The sequence below is a fragment of the Pseudomonas sp. GL93 genome (genome assembly GCF_003408955.1).
Taxonomy (GTDB): Bacteria; Pseudomonadota; Gammaproteobacteria; order Pseudomonadales; family Pseudomonadaceae; genus Aquipseudomonas; species Aquipseudomonas paracarnis.
This window is the reverse complement of record NZ_NKRF01000076.1, coordinates 105,643-125,326: the sequence shown is the minus strand read 5'-3', so window position 1 is coordinate 125,326 and position 19,684 is coordinate 105,643. Positions and strand designations below refer to the sequence as shown.

17 protein-coding genes are annotated in these 19,684 nt (G+C 60.5%); 10 read left to right on the top strand and 7 right to left on the bottom strand.

Annotation, left to right across the window (positions count from 1 at the left end; genetic code table 11):
- The first annotated feature begins 7 nt into the window (after positions 1-7).
- The 6 genes from CER19_RS15280 to CER19_RS15255 all read left to right on the top strand — a co-directional run bounded on the left by CER19_RS15280 (position 8) and on the right by CER19_RS15255 (position 6,890).
- Complete coding sequence (locus CER19_RS15280; RefSeq protein ID WP_116667007.1) at positions 8-607, top strand: tRNA-uridine aminocarboxypropyltransferase; 600 nt, start codon at positions 8-10, stop codon at positions 605-607.
- Between the two features lie 105 nt (positions 608-712).
- Positions 713-1,615 (top strand): cysteine synthase CysM, encoded by a 903-nt coding sequence (cysM, locus tag CER19_RS15275; protein WP_003193080.1) that lies wholly within the window; start codon positions 713-715, stop codon positions 1,613-1,615.
- A complete protein-coding gene (rlmD, locus tag CER19_RS15270; RefSeq protein ID WP_116667006.1) occupies positions 1,615-2,967 on the top strand; it encodes a 23S rRNA (uracil(1939)-C(5))-methyltransferase RlmD in 1,353 nt (450 codons plus the stop codon). Before cysM ends, rlmD begins: the two co-directional genes overlap by 1 nt.
- Before the next feature lie 121 nt (positions 2,968-3,088).
- Complete coding sequence (gene relA, locus CER19_RS15265) at positions 3,089-5,332, top strand: GTP diphosphokinase (protein ID WP_116667005.1); 2,244 nt, start codon at positions 3,089-3,091, stop codon at positions 5,330-5,332.
- A gap of 153 nt (positions 5,333-5,485) precedes the next feature.
- Positions 5,486-6,319 (top strand): nucleoside triphosphate pyrophosphohydrolase, encoded by an 834-nt coding sequence (mazG, locus tag CER19_RS15260; RefSeq protein WP_116667004.1) that lies wholly within the window; start codon positions 5,486-5,488, stop codon positions 6,317-6,319.
- 25 nt (positions 6,320-6,344) lie between these two features.
- Positions 6,345-6,890 carry a DUF2058 domain-containing protein gene (locus CER19_RS15255; RefSeq protein WP_014719402.1) on the top strand — a complete coding sequence of 182 codons (546 nt, stop codon included), beginning with the start codon at positions 6,345-6,347 and terminating at the stop codon, positions 6,888-6,890.
- Positions 6,891-6,957: 67 nt separating this feature from the next.
- Here the strand turns inward: CER19_RS15255 and CER19_RS15250 are convergent, their stop codons facing one another.
- The 7 genes from CER19_RS15250 to purM all read right to left on the bottom strand — a co-directional run bounded on the left by CER19_RS15250 (position 6,958) and on the right by purM (position 15,391).
- On the bottom strand, positions 6,958-9,078 hold the full coding sequence (locus CER19_RS15250) for a TonB-dependent receptor (protein WP_116667003.1): 2,121 nt from the start codon (positions 9,076-9,078) through the stop codon (positions 6,958-6,960).
- Between the two features lie 2 nt (positions 9,079-9,080).
- A complete protein-coding gene (locus CER19_RS15245) occupies positions 9,081-10,301 on the bottom strand; it encodes an MFS transporter (RefSeq protein ID WP_116667002.1) in 1,221 nt (406 codons plus the stop codon).
- Complete coding sequence (locus CER19_RS15240; protein WP_116667001.1) at positions 10,291-12,216, bottom strand: IucA/IucC family siderophore biosynthesis protein; 1,926 nt, start codon at positions 12,214-12,216, stop codon at positions 10,291-10,293. The genes CER19_RS15245 and CER19_RS15240 overlap by 11 nt, the downstream gene beginning before the upstream one ends.
- Before the next feature lie 188 nt (positions 12,217-12,404).
- Positions 12,405-12,593, bottom strand: coding sequence for a hypothetical protein (locus CER19_RS15235; RefSeq protein ID WP_003193064.1), 189 nt, complete (start codon positions 12,591-12,593; stop codon positions 12,405-12,407).
- A 367-nt stretch (positions 12,594-12,960) separates the two neighbouring features.
- A complete protein-coding gene (locus CER19_RS15230; RefSeq protein ID WP_116667000.1) occupies positions 12,961-13,674 on the bottom strand; it encodes a DUF3108 domain-containing protein in 714 nt (237 codons plus the stop codon).
- Positions 13,675-13,682: 8 nt separating this feature from the next.
- Positions 13,683-14,333, bottom strand: a complete 651-nt coding sequence (gene purN, locus CER19_RS15225) for a phosphoribosylglycinamide formyltransferase (protein WP_116666999.1) — start codon at positions 14,331-14,333, stop codon at positions 13,683-13,685.
- A complete protein-coding gene (purM, locus tag CER19_RS15220) occupies positions 14,333-15,391 on the bottom strand; it encodes a phosphoribosylformylglycinamidine cyclo-ligase (protein ID WP_014719398.1) in 1,059 nt (352 codons plus the stop codon). The genes purN and purM overlap by 1 nt, the downstream gene beginning before the upstream one ends.
- Positions 15,392-15,732: 341 nt before the next feature.
- On the opposite strand from purM, the gene CER19_RS15215 reads away from it, so the two are divergent.
- The 4 genes from CER19_RS15215 to CER19_RS15200 all read left to right on the top strand — a co-directional run bounded on the left by CER19_RS15215 (position 15,733) and on the right by CER19_RS15200 (position 19,649).
- Complete coding sequence (locus tag CER19_RS15215) at positions 15,733-16,773, top strand: DUF2066 domain-containing protein (RefSeq protein ID WP_116666998.1); 1,041 nt, start codon at positions 15,733-15,735, stop codon at positions 16,771-16,773.
- A 54-nt stretch (positions 16,774-16,827) separates the two neighbouring features.
- Complete coding sequence (locus CER19_RS15210; RefSeq protein ID WP_003193054.1) at positions 16,828-17,901, top strand: AI-2E family transporter; 1,074 nt, start codon at positions 16,828-16,830, stop codon at positions 17,899-17,901.
- A gap of 204 nt (positions 17,902-18,105) precedes the next feature.
- Positions 18,106-18,810, top strand: a complete 705-nt coding sequence (gene hda / locus CER19_RS15205) for a DnaA regulatory inactivator Hda (RefSeq protein WP_116666997.1) — start codon at positions 18,106-18,108, stop codon at positions 18,808-18,810.
- 209 nt (positions 18,811-19,019) lie between these two features.
- Entirely contained in the window at positions 19,020-19,649 is a 630-nt protein-coding gene (locus CER19_RS15200; protein ID WP_003193051.1) for a C40 family peptidase, read from the top strand.
- Positions 19,650-19,684: the final 35 nt, after the last annotated feature.

Genomic DNA, 19,684 nt, shown 5'->3' with positions numbered 1-19,684 from the left:
ACACACCATGTCCCGACCCCACTGCCCGCGCTGCCTGCGCCCGACCACGCACTGCCTCTGTGCGCTGATCCCCCACCTCGACAGCCGCACCCGCGTGTTGCTGTTGCAGCACCCGAGCGAGGTCGGCCATGCGCTCAATACTGCGCGGTTGGCGGCGTTGGGCCTGAACAACGCGCAGTTGGTGGTGGGGGAGGTCTTTGATGACCTCGCGACGCTATTGAGCCCGCCTGGCTATCGGGCACGTCTGTTGTTTCCGGCGGATGACGCCGAGCCGCTGCACGCCTACGCACCTGACGATCAGCCACTGCTGTTGGTGGTTCCCGATGGCACCTGGCGCAAGGCGCGCAAACTGTTGCACCTCAACCCCTTGCTGGCGGCGTTGCCCCGGGTGACATTGGCCGAAGGTGGCGTTTCCCGCTATCGCTTGCGCAAGGCGCCGGGGCCTGGCGCCTTGTCGACGGTCGAAGCGATCATGCAAGCGTTGCAGGTATTGGAAGCGCCGACGTCGTTTGAGCCACTGCTCAAACCCTTTGAAGCGCTGATCGAAGGGCAGATTGCTGCGATGGGCGCTGAAGTATTCCAGCGCAACCATGGCGACCCGACGTAAACCCGGCTTATGCCTTTAAGCCATAAGGACCACACTTTGCGTGATATGGCCCGCCGGCCTTTCCCGGTATGATGTGCGCCCCGCAGTCTGGATTGCGAATACGCCATGACCTTGCAGTACCCAACAATCGCCGATTGTGTCGGCAACACGCCCCTGGTCCGCTTGCAACGCATGGCGGGTGAAACCAGCAATACCCTGTTGCTCAAACTCGAGGGCAACAACCCGGCCGGTTCCGTCAAAGACCGCCCGGCACTGTCGATGATCGCCCGCGCCGAGTTGCGTGGGCAGATCAAACCCGGCGACACCCTGATCGAAGCCACCTCGGGTAACACCGGGATCGCCCTGGCCATGGCCGCAGCGATCAAGGGTTACAAGATGGTGCTGATCATGCCTGACAACGGCAGCGCCGAGCGCAAGGCGGCGATGACCGCCTATGGCGCCCAACTGATCCTGGTTACCCAGGAAGAAGGCATGGAAGGCGCCCGCGATCTTGCCGAGCGCATGGCCGCCGAAGGCCGTGGCGTGGTGCTCGATCAGTTCGCCAACGGCGACAACCCCGAGGCGCACTACACCAGCACCGGCCCGGAGATCTGGCGCCAGACCCAGGGCACCATCACCCACTTCGTCAGCTCCATGGGCACCACCGGTACCATTATGGGCAACTCGCGCTACCTCAAGGAGCAGAACCCGGCGATCCAGATCGTCGGCCTGCAACCGATGGAAGGCGCGGCCATCCCGGGTATTCGTCGTTGGCCCGAAGAGTATTTGCCGAAGATCTACAACGCCACGCGCGTAGACCGCATCATCGACATGGCCCAGCGCGAAGCCGAAGACACCACGCGCCGCCTGGCCCGTGAAGAAGGCATCTTCTGCGGCGTGTCCTCCGGTGGCGCCGTGGCCGGTATGTTGCGCTTGTCCAAAGAAGTGGAAAACGCGGTGATCGTCGCGATCATCTGTGACCGAGGCGACCGTTACCTGTCGACCGGCATTTTCGACGAACCCAACTGATGGCCAAGCACGAGAGAGGCCTGCGCTTCCAACCGACGGGCGGCAGCCGGGCCCCACAGATACCCGTGGGCAAGAAACAGCGCCTGACCATCGAGCGCCTGGCCAATGACGGCCGGGGCATCGTGTTCTTTGAAGGCCGCACCTGGTTTGTAAATGGTGCGTTGGCCGGCGAAGAGGTGGAAGCACGGGTGTTGGGCGCCCATGGCAAAGTGGTCGAGGCACGCACCGAGCGGGTGTTCCAGGCCAGCGAGTTGCGTCGCCCGGCACCCTGCGCCCATGTTGGCCGCTGCGGCGGTTGCAGCGTGCAGCACCTACCCCATGAAGAACAACTTGCCCTGAAACAGCGCATGCTTGCCGAGCAATTGTCCCGGGTAGCCGGCGTCGAGCCACAGGAGTGGGCAGCGCCGTTGAGCGGGCCGGAATTCGGTTACCGGCGCCGCGCCCGCGTAGCCGTGCGTTGGGACGCCAAGGCGAAGCAACTCGAAGTGGGTTTTCGCGCCGTGGCCAGCCAGGACATCGTCGCTATCGATGATTGCCCGGTGCTGGTACAGGCCTTGCAGCCGATCATGCAGCGTTTGCCCACGATGCTGCGTCGTTTGAGCAAACCGCAGGCGTTGGGGCATGTCGAGTTGTTCAGCGGCTCGTCCATCGCGGGGTTGCTGCGGCATATGGCGCCGTTGTCCGAGACTGACCTGCAGGTCCTGAAGGAATTCTGCGCCTTCCATGACGCCCAATTGTGGCTGCACGGGGAAGGGCAGCCGGAGCCTGTCGAACCGGGTCAGGCCCTCGGCTTCCGTTTGGAGGCGTGGGATCTGGAGCTGGCGTACCGTCCGGGCGACTTTGTGCAGGTCAACGCCGGGGTCAACCAGGCGATGGTCGCCCAAGCCCTGCAATGGCTGGCGCCACAAGCCGACGAACGGGTACTGGACCTGTTTTGCGGCCTGGGCAACTTTGCCCTGCCACTGGCTCGCCACGTACGCGAAGTGGTGGCGGTGGAGGGCGTACAGGCCATGGTGGACCGTGCGGCCCTCAATGCCGTCAGCAACCATTTGCATAACGCACAGTTTTTTCAGGCCGATTTGTCCCAGCCTTTGACCGACGCAGAATGGGCCAAACAGGGCTTTTCTGCGGTACTCTTGGACCCACCCCGCGATGGTGCCCTGGAGGTTGTGCGCAAACTTGCCGCCTTGGGGGCCAAGCGCCTGGTGTATGTGTCTTGCAACCCAGCCACGCTGGCGCGGGACACGGTTGAGTTGGTCAAGCAAGGCTACCGGCTAAAGCGTGCCGGGATCCTCGACATGTTTCCGCAGACCGCGCATGTCGAGGCCATGGCGTTATTTGAAGCGGGCTAGGATGCCCGTTTAATCCGACTGGCCTGCGTTCTCCAGGGCCTGAACACTGCCACGGAGTTCGCAGTAAAAGTCGGCGATGATTTTGGCGCATCGAAGGTGCGTCGTAGGGAAGGTAAGCAAGATGGTACAGGTGAGAGCACACCAGCCGATCAACACCGACGGCAGTATCAATCTCGAGGCATGGCTGGATCATGCCGTCAGTGTCGACCCGGCACTGGACCGTGAAGCCTTGAAAGCAGCCTGCGAGTTCGCTCGTGAGTCTGAACAGCAAGACAATGCGGCCAAGAACCTGTGGGCCGAAGGCACTTCAAGTTTTCGCACTGGCCTGGAAATCGCCGAGATCCTGGCCGATCTCAAGCTGGACCAGGATTCGCTGATCGCCGCCGTGCTCTATCGCGGCGTGCGCGAAGGGCACATTGCGTTGCCGCTGGTCAGCCAGCGTTTCGGCGCGGTGGTGGCCAAGCTGATCGACGGCGTGCTGCGCATGGCGGCCATCAGCGCCAGCCTCAGCCCGCGCCAGTCGATGGTGTTGGGCACCCAGGGCCAGGTAGAGAATCTGCGCAAAATGCTGGTAGCGATGGTCGACGACGTACGCGTCGCCCTGATCAAGCTGGCCGAGCGTCCCTGCGCGATCCGTGCGGTGAAGACCGCCGATGACGAAAAGCGCAACCGTGTGGCCCGCGAAGTTTTCGATATCTACGCGCCGCTGGCCCATCGCCTGGGCATCGGCCACATCAAGTGGGAGCTGGAGGATTTGTCCTTCCGCTACCTGGAACCCGACCAGTACAAACAAATCGCCACGCTGCTGCATGAGCGGCGCCTGGACCGCGAGCGCTTTATCAGCGACGTGATGGGCCAGTTGCGTTCGGAGCTGCAGGCCACCGGCGTGGACGCCGACATTAGCGGCCGCGCCAAGCACATCTATTCCATCTGGCGCAAAATGCAGCGCAAGGGCCTGGCCTTCAGCCAGATCTACGACGTGCGTGCGGTGCGCGTGCTGGTGCCGGAAATGCGCGACTGCTACACCGCGCTGGGCATCGTCCACACCCTGTGGCGGCACATTCCCAAGGAATTCGACGACTACATCGCCAACCCCAAGGAAAACGGCTACCGCTCGCTGCACACGGCGGTAATCGGCCCTGAAGGCAAGGTGCTGGAAGTGCAGATCCGCACCCACGCCATGCACGAAGAGGCCGAGCTGGGGGTGTGCGCGCATTGGCGCTACAAGGGCACCGACGTCAAGGCCGGGTCCAACCAGTACGAAGAGAAAATTTCCTGGCTGCGCCAAGTGCTGGAATGGCACGAAGAACTCGGCGACATCGGCGGCCTGGCCGAGCAACTGCGGGTGGATATCGAGCCGGACCGGGTCTATATCTTCACGCCTGACGGCCACGCCATCGACTTACCCAAGGGCGCCACACCGCTGGACTTTGCCTACCGCGTGCACACCGAAATCGGGCATAACTGCCGCGGCGCCAAGATCAACGGGCGCATCGTGCCGCTCAACTACAGCCTGCAAACCGGTGAACAGGTCGAGATCATCACCAGCAAGCACGGCACGCCGAGCCGCGATTGGCTGAACCCGAACCTGGGCTACATCACGACCTCGCGAGCGCGGGCGAAGATCGTCCACTGGTTCAAGCTGCAGGCGCGTGACCAGAACGTCGCCGCCGGCAAGACCTTGCTTGAACGCGAACTGGCGCGCCTGGGCCTGCCTCAGGTGGACTTCGACAAGTTGGCCGAAAAGGCCAACATGAAGATCGCCGAAGACATGTTCGCCGCCCTCGGCGCGGGCGACCTGCGCCTCGCGCAACTGGTCAACCTGGCCCAGCAACTGGTCGAGCCGGAGCGCGGCAACGAACAGCTGGAGCTGATCCCGCGCAAAGCCACTGGCTACAAGCCGGGCAAGCGTGGCGATATCCAGATCCAGGGCGTGGGCAACCTGATGACGCAAATGGCCGGCTGCTGCCAGCCGTTGCCGGGCGACGCCATTGTCGGCTACATCACCCAGGGCCGTGGCGTGAGCATTCACCGCCAGGACTGCGCCTCGGTGTTGCAGCTGGGCGGGCGCGAGCCGGAGCGGATCATCCAGGTCAGTTGGGGGCCGGTGCCGGTGCTCACTTACCCGGTGGACATCATCATCCGTGCCTACGATCGTTCCGGCTTGCTGCGTGACGTCTCGCAAGTGCTGCTCAACGAGCGGATCAACGTGCTGGCGGTCAACACCCGTTCGAACAAGGAAGACAACACTGCGTTGATGTCCCTGACCATCGAGATTCCGGGGTTGGACGCACTGGGACGGTTGCTGGGGCGGATTTCCCAGTTGCCGAACATCATCGAAACCCGGCGCAACCGCACCCCATGAAAATCTGAATGAACGCGCAGTAATCTGTGGGAGCGGGCTTGCTCGCGAATGCGGTTTGTCAGTGCCGGATGTGTTGACTGGCCCACCGCTTTCGCGAGCAAGCCCGCTCCCTCATTGGATTTTCAGTGTTTTCACTCCAGCGGAAAGAGACTGATGTATTCACTCGAAGACCTGCTGCACCTGATGAACCGCCTGCGCGACCCGCAATACGGCTGCCCATGGGACATCAAGCAAACCTACGCGACCATCGTCCCGCACACCTTGGAAGAAGCCTATGAAGTGGCCGACGCCATCGAGCGCGGCGACTTTGACCATCTGCAAGGCGAGTTGGGCGATCTGCTGTTCCAGGTGGTGTATTACAGCCAACTGGCGCGGGAAGAAGGGCGCTTCGAATTTGCCGGCGTGATCGACAGCATCACCCGTAAGTTGATTCGCCGGCATCCTCATGTGTTTCCAACCGGCGACCTGTACGCACCGCTGGATATCCCGCAGTTGAGCGAAGAACAGGTCAAGGAACGCTGGGAGCAGATCAAAGCTGAGGAGCGCGCAGAAAAGTCCGAGGCTCCCGAGCAACTCTCCCTGCTCGATGATGTGCCCACCGCCTTACCGTCGTTGTCCCGTGCGGCCAAATTGCAAAAGCGCGCCAGCCAGGTCGGTTTCGACTGGCCGTCCGCGTTGCCGGTGGTGGATAACGTGCGCGAAGAGTTGGACGAAGTGCTCGAAGCCATGGCCGATAACGACGCGGTGGCCATCGCCGATGAAGTCGGCGACCTGCTGTTTGCCGCGGTCAACCTGGCGCGTCACCTCAAGGTCGACCCGGAAACCGCCTTGCGCGGTGCCAATGCCAAGTTCGAACGACGTTTCCGATTTATCGAACAGGCATTGCGCGATACGCACCAACCCATAGAAGATTGCACCCTCGAAGAGTTGGACGCCCTCTGGGGCGAAGCCAAACGCCAAGAAAAGAATGTGTCCAGCTGCGGTTGAGCAGTTGCCTAAGTGAGTAAGCACCATGAGCCTTTCCCTTCGCGACCAGTTGCTCAAAGCAGGTCTGGTCAACCAAAAGCAGGCCAAGCAGGTCGGCAAAGAGAAACAGAAGCAGCAGCGCCTGGTCCACAAAGGCCAGGCCGAAGTCGATGACACCCAGGCGCGCCTGGCCGCTGAGGCACACGCCGAGAAGGTCAAGCGTGACCAGGAACTCAACCGCCAGCAGCAGGAAAAAGCCGAGGCCAAGGCGCGTACCGCCCAGGTCAAGCAACTGATCGAAACCTCGCGTCTGCCCAAGCTGACCACCGAGGACTACTACAACTTCGTGGATGACAAGAAGGTCAAGCGCCTGTCCGTCAACACGCTGATGCGCAACAAGCTGAGCAACGGTTCCCTGGCCATCGTGCACCACGGCGGCGGCTACGAGGTGATCCCTCGCGAAGCGGCGCTGAAGATCCAGGAGCGCGCGCCGGAGCGTATCGTGCAGCTCAACATCCTCACCGAAAGCCAGGTGCCGGACGAGGATGATCCGTACGCCGCTTACCAGATCCCTGATGATCTGATGTGGTAAGCCGCAAAAAACGACAACCCCCGCCATAAGGCGGGGTTTGTATTTTTAAACGTGCAGCACCAGGCTGTTACCAATCCACTGCGTAACTCAGGCTGAAGGTACGACCCTCGGCATTCGGGTACGGTGCGCGGGCGTTGGCCTGGGCGAACATGTTCTGGTAGTTGCGGTTGGTGAGGTTGTACACCGCACCTTCGAGGCGGCCTACCGGTAGCCTTACCGAGCCCAGCAGGTCGACCAGGGTGTAGCCCTGGATATCGCGACCGTTGTTGTCCTTGGCCGCAGCGTCATAATTGGCCAGGCGCATACCCTGTAAGCGCAGGCTGTAGTCGTCACGCTCATAGCCGACAAAGGCTGTGGTCTTGGCGGGGGAGATGCGGGTGGCAGGCAGGTCGATCCACTTGCCGTTCTGCTGGGTCTCGCCTTTGGCGTAAGCGTAAGTACCGCCGACGGACCATTGGTCGGTGATGTTATAGGTCAGGCCGGTTTCGACGCCACGCACGCGTTCTTTCTGATTGATCAGGCGCAGCACACGATCATTGGCATCATAGAACTGCGTGACATCCGAGGTGTTTTCGTACGCGGTGACACTGGCCTGCCACTTGTCCCAGTCGCCACGCCAGCCCAGCTCGTAGCTGTCGACTTTCAAGGCCTGGGCATTGAGATCCTGGATATCGTATTTGCTGTTCACGTCACGCAGGAAGCGCTGGATATCCGGCAGGGAAAAGCCCTGGCTGAAATTGACGAACACATCCTGGTTGTCGGTCAGGTGGTACACCGCACCGAGGTTATACAGCGTGTCATCGTATTTGAGCGTGCCACCGGGCAGTGTCGCGCGGTTGCCGGTCTGTACGATTTCGCCATACGCGATGCTGTCGGAGACCTTGCTCTCAATCCATTCGCGACGTACGCCACCGCGCAAGGTCCAGTTGTCGATGTCGTAGGAGAGCTGGCCAAAGATGGCTTTGGTGGTGGTCTCGATATCTGGACCCAGTTCGAACGTGGTACCGGTTTTCGTGTAGGTCAGGCCATTGACCCGGTATTGGTCGCCACGCTGGCGTGAGGTTTCATGGTCGTAGTCCGCGCCCCATACCAGGTTGCCCGTTGCCGGCCCGATGTCCGGCATCTGGGTGTCGATCGCCGCACGCAGGCCGTAGACGTCCTGCACGCTGTTGTTATCTGACACGCCTGCCCGGCCTCGGGACAGGTCTGGAAAGAACAGGGCGTCGGCCCGCCGCCAGTAGCTTTCGACCTGCAGGCCCTGGCCGTAGAAATCCTTGTCGGCGTAGTTGAGGTTGACCGCCTGGTTGTGGGTGTAGGGTTGGTCGCCCAGGTCCAGGCCTTTTACGGCGACTGCGTTGCTGGTGATGCGGGGGTTCTTGGTGTAGCGGGTGTCTTGTTCGTCCTTGTAGTCTTGCAGCGACAGGCTGATCTTCTTGTCGTCATCAAGCTCATAGCCGAAGCGACCTTGCAGGTCGTAGGTATCGGTGTCCATGTTGCTGCCCTGGGACGTGTCCTGGGGGATGCGCTTGCCATTACCGTCGAACTGATCGTTGCGCTGCACGGTGTTGCCCGAGAGGTACCAGTCCACCGGGCCCTTGCGGCCGGTGGCGCTTTGGAAGGCCTGGTAAGCGAACCCCTTGTGGCTGAGGTTGTTGCCGGCGGTCATGCCGATCTTGCTGCTGAACGCCAGGTCCTCACCTTGGTTGCGTTTGGTGATGATGTTGATGATGCCGCCCGATGCGCCTGCGCCGTAGACACTGCTGGCGCCGGAGATCACTTCGATACGCTCGATGCTTTCTGGCGCCACGCTGTTGAGTTGGCGGAAGTTATCACGCGTGGCGTTTTGCGAAACCCCGTCGATCAGGATCAGGGTATTACGCCCGCGAAGCGTCTGGCCGAAGTTGCTCATGCCGCCGCTGGAAGGGGCAATGCCAGGCACCAGTTGGCCGAGGATATCTGCAACCCGACGTCCTGCCCCCGTCTGCTGGCGGATTTGCGCTTCATTGATCACCTGCACTGAGCCTGGAATCTGCGCAATGCTGGTTTCGCTGCGCGTGGCCGATACCACTGTTGCCTGTAATTGCAGGCTGGTCGGCGCTGCCTGTGTCTGTTCTGTCTGATCGGCCCAGGCAGGGGCACTTATTGACCCAAGAAGTGGCAGCAGTACTGCCAATTGCGATGTGTTCATGATCATGTCTCAGAGTTATTAGAAGTATTGACAGAAAAATCGGATGTCTCAGGCGCTCGGGCAAACGAACGGATGGCGCGGATACTCACGGCGGCCAAGGCGTAGGTCAGTGCGACCAGCCAGAAGCTGTGCGCCAGGCCCACCCACCCCATGCCGATACCGCCCAACAGTGCGCCGCACAGTGCACCTGCTTTGGCGGCGCTGTTGCCCATGCCCAGGGCAAAACCCTGCTGGCTGTGCGCTACGGTAGTGGCGATCAGTGTGTAGGCCACGGGCAACAAAGCACCCTGCCACACGCCCCACAGCAGCCGACTGGCGATAAACCCCGACCATTCACCGGCCAGCGCCGTGCAGGCCAGCGTGAAGGCGCAGGCCCACGTGACCCACTCGATGATGCGCAGCGTATGTGCTGGCTGATGTCGATCGAACAGGCGGCCCCACAACGGTGCGGACAGTGCCAGGGTCAGGGCGCTGGCGCCATAGCTGGCGCCGATCAGCCACGCGGGCGCGTGCAACACCTGGGCGACATATAAGGCGTAAAACGGTTGCGGCATCATCCTGGCTGCCTGGATCAATACGATGATCCCCAGCATCGCGCCAATCCAGCCTTTGGGGAGTGCGGCAGGCTTGGACGTGCGGGCAGGTCTCGATCGTGGTGAGTCACTGGGTAAAAACGCGCTGATTATCGCGCACAGCAGGCAGACGGCGGTGGCGCTGTAGCACAGCAATGCGAAACCGGATATGTCCATCAACCAGCCGCCCAACACCGGTCCGGCCAGGGAGCCTACGGCAGTGGCTGATTGCAGCCGGGCAAGAATGTGCCCCCGTCCGCCGTCGCCGCAGCGGGCCAGTGCGTAAGCTTGGGCTGCGGCGATGAAACCGGCCAATGCGCCTTGTACCACGCGGATGGCCACCAGCCACCATGGATCAGGCGTAATCGCAGCCAGCGCCTGGCACACCGCCAACGCCAGCAGCGCGCGGATAATCATGAGCTTATGGCCGGTACGGTCGCCGAGTCTTCCCCACAGGGGCGTGAGAATCATCGCCGCCATCATCGGCCCGGCATACACCAGCGAAGACAGCAGGCCGGTGTACTGGGCATTTGCAGTGCCCAGCAGCTTCTGGATTTGCAGCGGCCAGAACGGGCCGCTCATTTCCATCGCCCCCATCGACACCAACTGAATCACCACCAGCAGCCTTAGCGCTGTGTTGTTAGTCGGCATTGGCGGCCGCGCTCAACGGGTTAGGCAACCGCCCGACGATATCGGCATGACTCTCCAGCAGGCGCATGCGCATGAACGACTTGGCCGGCCACGCGTGCTCCAGCAGTGCTTCGCGCTCGGTGGCCCAGCGCTGCGGATCAACCTGCGAGCGCAGGTCGTCAAAACACTGGTTGACCTGAGCCGACAGTTCATTCCAGAGCAGCGCCTGGGGGATGTCGAAGTGGCGCGCGGCAAGCAGGATGAGCTCGCCCAGATGGCACATGAATACGGTGTGCAGCAGCTTGTCCCGTACGAAACCAGCGTCGTCGTACAGCGTCATCTTCGGGTCGTGCAGTTCAATGTCCAGGCCGTGGGCGTGCAAGGTCTTGCGGTCGATTCGAATATCGCCGAAGTCGCGCAACAGGAGGCGGCTTAATTGTCCGTCTGCGGCCATCACCATGAAGGAGTTCTGTTGATGGGCCTCAAAAGCGATGCCGTAGCGCAAATACATGCCCAGCAGCGCCGGCACACTGATCGCCGCGTAATCATGGAAGAAGGCGAGCATGGCCGCCGCGTCATCCTTGCCTTGGCTCAGGCGCACCCATTGGCGCAGTAGCGGCTGGCCGTGTTGATCAATGGCAAACAGGCTGCCCACCGGCACCGCCATTTCGTCCGGCTGGAGCTGGCTCTGGGGATTGTCGCGATAGAGCACCGCCAGGTGGCGAGAGTGCTCATCATTGGCCGGTTGTGGCTGGAAATGCACACCGATCCGCTCGGGCACGATGTTCAGGAGTTGTTGAATCGCAGGCTCGCGGTCCAGGATGCTCAGCAGCAGATGGCTGATCCGTGGGCCCATGCGTGCTGAACGCGGCGATACGGTGCGCTGTACGCTGGTCAGGCGCAGTGACACTGGCAGTTTGACCATCGGCGCATTGCGACGGCCTTCAGGCAACACGGTTCTGAATGACATGGTGGGGTGGGCGGTAAACGCGACGATATCGGTCAGCACCAGCAGTTTGTCGCCGATTTCGTTGGCGAACAGTTCAGGCAGCTCCTGATGGGCCTGCCAAGGATGGGCAGGCAACGGCAGATAATCGCTTGCCTGAAGGCCGTGTGCTTGCAGGGCTGCGGTCAATTGCTGTGCCGTTTGTGGAAAGTGCTCGCTCCACCACTGCCAGTAATCTGCGGTGCCGCCCAAGCGTTCGACATGGGCAAACTGGCGATGTAACGCGCACAGCAGCACCGGGAAGCGTGCTTCGAACTCAGGCGAATAGTCGATGACTTGTGCGGTATTCAGGCCCAGCTTGGTCTTGTAGTTGGGGTGCCATGGGTGACCCAATGTTCCCCACTGTTCAAGCACGGAAGTCGGGTTGATAACGCTCGGGCTGTTCTTGAGATGACTCAGCAGATTGTCTTGATGCACCGGGCCCATGGACGCATGCAGCTTGAGCGTCCATTGCTCATGGAAGGCGAGGCACAAGGTGTCGTTGATGAAGCTGTCGTCGATCTCGACGTTGAGGCGGTTGAGCACTTCCCGGGCGGCAGGCGGCTCAAGGCTGGCGTTAAGCAACGTCAACAACTGTGATGGGAACTGGATTTTCTGTTCGGGCTGGCCTTCGCGCAACAGGATGACTTTGCCACGCAGGTCCCAGCTTGCCATGCGGCCAGGACGCAAATGATCAAAACGTAGGTGAGCCTGGCAAGGCAGTGTCAGCGAGCATTGCCCATGTTCGTCATAAATGAGGGTGCTGGGGTCCAGCAGGCTTTCACGAAACAATGCCTGGATCAGGCGTTGGAAGCTGCGTTCGGCGGCGGGGGCCAGCGTATTGATCAGGGCGTCGAGGCTGATGTGGCTGGCCTGAAATTGCGCAGTGGCAAGCGCTTCACTCCAGCGTTCCAGCAACGCGTTTTCTGGCTTCCTGCTATTTCCGTGCATCAAATTGATTCCCTAAACGTGAGCCTGAATGAAAGGCGCACGAATGATATCGAGAATCATTATTTGTGTGTGCTTTTGTTACATTAATTTATACCGAATCTTTGACAAAAAAACCGCGCTCGAATGGCGCGGTTTTTGATGTAGACGGCCCGGCTGCGTGGGCCGGGCGTCAACATGATTTCAGAGCTTCAGGAGCTTTTTGCCTGGCGTTGCAGTTCGAGAGTTTCCAGCTCGTTTTTATAATTGTGGGCGTCGCTCTCGTTGTGAAACATGCCGACCAATACGTCTTGCTGATGGACATCCCAGATGTGAATCCCGTGGCCTACTGCTTCATGGGACATATGTTCATCGTCGCGTTCAGTTACTTTTACAGTCATCTGCTTGCTCCAATCTCTGGTTGATCTGCGGCAAGTCGTCGCAGGCCTCTGTTATATGATTTGTTAGCTTGCTAAGTAAACTGATTTTGCGCGCAATAATTCATTGCAGGGAATGCAACAATGCTGGAGGCCGTGTAAACCAAGGCATTGCGTCGCCATCGCAGAGGCTTTATGACAAAAGTTTCATGTTCAGGTCGGCTAGGTTGACCTCGGCACCGCTATCGCAAGCAAGCCAGCTCCCACCTTGGAATGCATTCCACTGTGGGAGCTGGCTTGCCTGTGATAGCGGTAGTGGCTCCCCCTAAAAATCCCAGGCAAAAAAAAAGCCCCGCATTCAGCGAGGCTCTTATTCAACTCATCAGCGCAATCAGCTGCCCTTGACGGCCTGGCCGTCAACAGTGCCATCCTGCAGCATGATGTTGTATTCCTTGCCGTCAGTCTCGACCTGACGCAGGGCAACCAGGATGCCGCCCTGGTCCTTGGCAAACCACATCTGCGTGATGCGCTTGCTCTGCGACGGGTCGCGCACGCGCTCGACCTTGATCGCGTCGATCGAGCCGACCTTGGTCTGGACCTTTTCCGAGCCGATCACGCGGAAGTCGTAGGTATCGGTATCGGTACCCTCAACCACGCGGTAGCTCATGCTCTTTTTGCCAGCGGCAACATCGCGTTGCAGAGCAAGCTGGTAGGTGGACTTGTCGAGCATGCCGCTTTCGAGAGTGACGTTGACCGGGTCTTTGTTTTCAAAGCCGGTGACTTTCTTGGCGCTCTGGTCGAAGTCCAGATTGATCTTCTTCGCCTTGCCCAGGCCGCCGCGTTCGAAGCTGTAGCTCTTGGGTTGCAGGGTGTCCTTGTCGAACAGGATCACACTGGTTTCGGTCAGGCTGGCAATCATCATCGAGGCCTTGAAATTCAAGGTCCAGGTACCGTCGCCATTCTTGCTCAGGCTGCGTTCAGCCGAACCGCTCATGGGCAGTTGTTTCCAGTCGGCGGTGTAGCTGACGGAGAAGGGGTGAAGGTCTGCCGCTTGTACGGCAGGCAAAGCGAACAGCGCAAAAGCGAAAAGCAGGGCGCGACGCATAAAATCTCCTAGGTTCGAATCAAGTGGCCGCTGGCCGCGAGTAACTGGCCGTCCAATAATGCACCCTGGTCGCCAAGAATCAACCGTCCTTCGGCAAACCAGCGAACAGCCAGCGGGTAAATCCTGTGTTCCTGGGTATGAACCCGTTGCGCAAGCGTCTGCGCCGAGTCGCCTGACTCTACCGGAACCACTGCCTGTACGACCAGAGGCCCGCCATCGAGTTCCTCGGTCACAAAGTGCACGCTGCAGCCATGCTCACTGTCGCCAGCGTCGAGAGCGCGCTGGTGGGTGTGCATGCCTTTGTACTTGGGCAGCAGGGAAGGGTGGATATTGAGCAGGCGCCCTTCGTAGTGCCTGACGAAATCTGCGCTGAGAATGCGCATGAAGCCGGCAAGGACCACGAGTTTGGGGTTGAAGGCGTCGATCAGCTCGACCAAGGCGCTGTCGAAGGCCTCGCGGCCGTCGAACGCCTTGTGATCCAGGGCGCGGGTGTCGATACCCGCGTCCCGGGCGCGTTGCAGACCGTAGGCGTCGCTGCGGTTGGAAATCACCGCAGCGATGCGCACCGGGCTGTCGCCGGTGCGCGTGCTGTCGATCAGGGCCTGCAAGTTACTGCCGGTGCCGGAAAGCAGCACCACGACATCACAGGTCTGGGGCATCAGTGAGCCTTGAGGTTCTTCAGTTCAACCTGGGCTGCGCCTTCGGCGGCAGTGGCGATCTGGCCAATGACCCAAGGTTGCTCGCCGGCTTCACGCAGCACATTCAGCGCGGTTTCAACGTGTTCCTGCGCGACGCAGATCACCATGCCTACGCCGCAGTTCAGCACGCGGTGCATTTCGGTTTCGTTGACGTTGCCTTTTTCTTGCAGCCAATCGAAGACTGCCGGGCGCTGCCAGCTGGCCACGTCGACAATCGCCTGTGCGCCTTTTGGCAGTACGCGCGGGATGTTGTCCAGCAGGCCGCCACCAGTGATGTGGGCCATGGCCTTGACGGCGCCGGTGTCCTTGATCAGCTTGAGCAGTGGCTTGACGTAGATGCGGGTCGGCGCCATCAGCAGGTCGGTCAGTGGCTTGCCGTCGAGCTGGATGTTCTCGATGTCGGCGCCGGACACTTCGATGATCTTGCGGATCAGCGAGTAACCGTTGGAGTGCGGGCCGGACGATGGCAAGGCGAGCAGGGCGTCACCGGCGGCTACTTTGGAGCCGTCGATGATCTCGGCTTTTTCCACCACACCGACGCAGAAGCCGGCCAGGTCGTAGTCTTCGCCTTCGTACATGCCTGGCATTTCAGCAGTTTCACCGCCGACCAGGGAGCAACCCGACAGTTCGCAGCCAGCGCCGATGCCGGTCACGACCTGGGTCGCGGTCTCGACATTGAGCTTGCCGGTGGCGTAGTAGTCGAGGAAGAACAGCGGCTCGGCGCCGCACACCACCAGGTCGTTGACGCACATAGCGACCAGGTCGATGCCGATGCTGTCGTGCTTGTTCAGGTTCAGGGCCAGGCGCAGCTTGGTGCCCACGCCGTCGGTGCCGGACACCAGTACAGGCTGCTTGTAGCCGGCCGGGATTTCGCAGAGGGCGCCGAAACCGCCCAGGCCACCCATGACTTCAGGGCGCGCAGTGCGCTTGGCGACGCTCTTGATGCGTTCGACCAATGCTTCACCGGCGTCGATGTCTACACCGGCGTCCTTGTAGCTCAGGGAGGGTTGCTTGCTCATGATCCAGGCCTTTAGGGGGGATTTCTGGGTAACGACCGGGCGGGCGGGGGCTTTTGGAAAGGGCCCTGCCGTTGACGGTCTGCGAAGGCGCGCGATTTTATCAGGCTTGAGGGGCAGCGGCCATCCTCGGGCCGACGGGCAGGGCATATGAGCTCAAAAAAATGCAAATCGGGCCGGTAATCGTGCGTATTAAGGTATAGCCTTGAACCCGCTATCGTTATGACAGTACAAAAACTTACCGAGGCCCTGTGAATGTTTTGCCGGGTGCTGTGGTCACAGCCTGGCTAAACCGATTCACGCGGTCTGTTCCAGCCGCTAAATTTGTCGTTCGGGAATCTTCCATGCGTCTGTGTAAATTCTTCTTTGTAGGCTGCTTGTCGTTGGTCAGCCTGGCGAGTCATGCCGAAACCCTCAATGGCCTCTATCAAGTACTCGAACCGGTCAGCAGCCAGTCGCCCCAAGAGCGCGACCAAGCCACCCAGCGTGCCGTACAGACCCTGGTGATCCGCCTGACCGGCGACGCCAAGGCCGCCGATGGCCCGGGCCTGGCGGCGATCCGCAAAGACCCGCAACAAATCATCAGCCAGTACGGCTACGACGCCGGCCCGCCGGAAAGCCTGCAAGTGGACTTCGACCCGGTCAGCACCGACCGCGCCTTGCGTGATGCGGGCCTGTCGATCTGGGGCAGCAACCGGCCGTCGATCCTGGGTTGGTGGCTGAACGATTCAACCGAAGGCAGCAGCCTGGTCGGCGATGGCCAGGCCGTTGCCCAGGCCTTGCGCCGGGCCGCGCAGCACCGGGGTCTGCCGCTGCGCTTGCCGCTGGGAGACCTGGATGAACAGGTAGTCGCCACCGCGCCGAATCTTGAAAGCCCGGACGCCACGCCTTTGCGTGCAGCGTCCGAGCGTTACGGTGCCGATGCTTTGCTGGCCGTGCATGCGCGCCAGGAAGGCAGTCAATGGCAGGCCAAATGGCGCCTGTGGCTGGGCGACAAGGCTGAGGAGGGTACCGCCCAAGGCGCTGACACTGCCGCGCTTGCCGACGCGGTATTGCTGGCGGTCAGCCAAAAGCTGGCGCCACGTTTTGCGGTCAAGCCTGGAGTGAGCAGTGAGCAACTGCTTGAAGTGCAAGGCATGAATCTGGAGCGCTACGCCGCCCTGGGTCGCTTGCTGGAGCCCTTTGGCGGCCAGCCGCAGTTAGTGGATGGCAACCGGATTGTGTATCGCGTCAATGGCAGCGCCGAACAACTGCGCACCCAATTGAGCCTGGCCAAGCTGCAGGAAATTCCTGCTGGTGAAGCCCCGGCCCAGCCAGCCGTGATCGAAGGCACGCAACCGGCTGTTGCACCTGAGCCACAGGCGCAACTGCGTTTTCGTTGGTAAATAGTGTTCCTCTTTCTATATAGAAGAAGGGCGTAAAAACAGATGGAGTGGTTTATGGCGGATACGCGTCGTTGGGTGTGGCTTGGCGGGATTGTCCTGCTGTGCGTGTTTGTGTTCTTGCTGCATTCGATCCTGACGCCGTTCCTGGTGGCGCTACTGCTCGCCTATCTGTTCGATCCCGTGGTGGATCGCCTGGAAAAAGTCGGCATGTCGCGCACCTGGGGCGTGATCACGGTGTTTGCGCTGTTCACGTTGATCATCACGGCGCTGGTGTTGATATTGGTGCCGATGTTGGCCAAGCAGCTGTTTCGTCTCTATGAACTGGCGCCGCAGATGCTCGACTGGTTGCAGCACACGGCAATGCCGTGGGCCCAGTCCAAGTTCGGGCTGGCGGATGGCTTCTGGAAGTTCGACAAGGTCAAGGCGGCCATCAGCGAGCATATGGACAAGACCACCGATATCGTCACGGTGGTGCTCAGCCAGGCGACTGCGTCGAGCCTGGCGCTGATCGGCTGGTTGACCAACCTGGTGCTGATCCCGGTGGTGGCGTTCTACCTGCTGCGAGACTGGGACATCATGATGGCCAAGATCCGCAGCCTGCTGCCTCGTGACCGCGAAGAGCGTGTTGTTTCCCTGGCGGCGGAGTGTCATGAGGTACTGGGCGCGTTCGTACGTGGCCAGTTGCTGGTGATGCTGGCCCTGGGGGTGATTTACGCTGCCGGCCTGATGGCGATCGGCCTGGAACTGGGGCTGTTGATCGGCTTGATCGCGGGCCTGGCGGCCATCGTGCCCTACATGGGCTTTGTGATCGGCATCGGTGCGGCGCTGGTGGCCGGGCTGTTCCAGTTCGGCGGCGACCTGTACCCGATGCTCGGGATTGTCGCAGTGTTCATGGTGGGCCAGGCCTTGGAAGGTATGGTGCTGACGCCACTGCTGGTGGGCGATCGGATCGGCCTGCACCCAGTGGCAGTGATCTTTGCGATTTTGGCGGGTGGCGAGCTGTTCGGCTTTACCGGCATCCTGTTGGCGCTGCCGGTGGCGGCGGTGATCATGGTGCTGGTGCGCCATGTGCACGACCTGTACAAGGATTCGGACGTGTATACCGGGGTGGATGAGCCCGAGTTGTAATCGCGGTGTCACAAACCCGGCCCTGGCCGGGTTTGTTGTTTCGGGCGCCGGGTGCGTCAAACAATCTGCGTAAAACCGCCGGGTTAACGCAAACCTTTGATTTTGCTTGTGGTCTGCTGCATTGTGCGCCCGGCGTCACGGGTATAAACTTTGCAAACTTTACATAGAGGCCACTAACGGTTCGATGGGAGCCGTTCAGTCAGCATGAAACCGATTCAGCTGCCCCTAGGTGTGCGTCTGCGTGATGACGCTACCTTTATCAACTACTACCCAGGCGCCAATGCCGCTGCACTCGGCTATGTGGAGCGGCTTTGCGAAGCCGACGCCGGGTGGACTGAAAGCCTGATCTATCTGTGGGGCAAGCATGGCGTGGGGCGTACCCACCTGCTGCAGGCCGCGTGCCTGCGTTTCGAGCAGACGGGCGAGCCGGCGGTCTACCTGCCCTTGGCCGAGTTGATGGACCGCGGGGTCGGCATCTTCGATAACCTTGAGCAATATGAACTGGTGTGTCTCGACGACCTGCAGGCAGTGGCCGGCAAGGCGGAGTGGGAAGAGGCGCTGTTTCATCTGTTCAACCGGCTGCGCGACAGCGGTCGGCGCTTGCTGATCGCTGCATCCACCTCGCCGCGTGAACTGCCGGTGAAGCTGGCTGACCTCAAGTCGCGCCTGACCCTGGCGTTGATCTTCCAGATGCGCCCGTTATCCGATGAGGACAAGCTGCGTGCGCTGCAACTGCGCGCTTCCCGTCGTGGCCTGCACCTGACCGACGAGGTCGGGCACTTTATCCTCACCCGTGGCACCCGCAGCATGAGCGCGCTGTTCGATTTGCTTGAGCAACTCGACCAGGCTTCCCTGCAGGCGCAAAGAAAATTGACGATCCCTTTCCTGAAAGAAACCTTGGGCTGGTAAGGTCTTGATTTCCCTTGTGTCGGCATTTTCAAGGCGTCAGAAAACCTGCGTTTGAGCCCGAAGGGCTACGCAACTGCAGCGATAAATGGAATCACGGCTTAGATGGCATAGTCGAAACGATAAGTCACATAGATCGCGATTGAATTTGCAAATCGATGTGATAGAGGGCATAGTCTCGGCTTCTTTACACATCAGCCACGGTCGTGCCCATGCTAAATCGCTTCGCACCCCTCGTGCCTCTCGCACTCGTTACCCTGTTGTTTGGTTGCGCCTCCCACCCTCAGCAGGTGGCAGAACAGCAAAAACCACAGGTTCAAAATCAGGCAAAGTTCGTTGCTGCACAGTCTGCTTCTGTTTATGAAGAAGAGGTGGCAACCGAAAAAGAACTCGCCGAGTTCTCTGACAGCAAGCCTTACCAACTGCCTCTTCTGGCCGACAGCATCCTTGAGCGCGGCATGTCCTTGATCGGTACCCGTTACCGTTTCGGCGGCACCTCGGAAGCCGGTTTTGATTGCAGTGGTTTCATTGGCTACCTGTTTCGTGAAGAAGCCGGCATGAATCTGCCGCGCTCTACACGCGAGATGATCAACGTGAATGCACCGTTGGTCGCACGAAACAACCTCAAGCCCGGTGATCTGCTTTTCTTTAGTACCAGTGGCCGCGGTCGTGTCAGCCACGCCGGTATCTACCTGGGTGATAACCAGTTTATCCACTCCAGCAGCCGCCGCAGTGGGGGTGTTCGGGTCGATAACCTGGGTGACAGCTACTGGAGCAAAACCTTCATCGAAGCCAAGCGCGCACTCGCCATGGCCCCGACCACGGTTACCGCTAGTAAGTAAAGTTAAAGTGATACTTGAAGTTTGACGTGTAAGCG